This window comes from Streptomyces sp. NRRL F-5122, from assembly GCF_001507435.1.
Classification (GTDB): Bacteria; Actinomycetota; Actinomycetes; order Streptomycetales; family Streptomycetaceae; genus Streptomyces; species Streptomyces lannensis.
Genome location: NZ_LMWH01000163.1, coordinates 1 through 337 on the forward strand (window position 1 = coordinate 1; position 337 = coordinate 337).

The 337-nt window shown below is 72.7% G+C and carries 1 protein-coding gene; it reads right to left on the minus strand.

From position 1 onward, the window contains the following. Positions 1-95: 95 nt before the first annotated feature. Positions 96-337: ROK family protein (locus ADL25_RS17995; protein WP_159044947.1), on the minus strand; the 242-nt coding region annotated here is incomplete at its 5' end.

The following is a 337-nucleotide window of genomic DNA, read 5'->3' on the forward strand; positions in this document are numbered from 1 at the left end:
TGCTGCGCCGCCGGGCGGCACAGCGCCGCCGGACGGCGTGACCCGACCGTCCCGGCCCCGCACCTCCGGACGGTCCGAGCGCCCCGCCGCGGCGCTCACTCCTGCTTGGCGGCCCGCATCGCCGCGCCCACGATTCCCGCGTTGTTCTGGAGCTGGGCCGGGACGATCTCCGCCTTGATGCCCTCGATCAGGGGCAGGAACCTCTCGGACTTGCGGCTGACGCCCCCGCCGATGACGAACAGCTCGGGCGAGAACAGCATCTCCACGTGCGCGAGGTACTTCTGCACCCGGCGGGCCCAGTGCTCCCACGTGAGCTCGTGGTCCTCCTTGGCCTTCG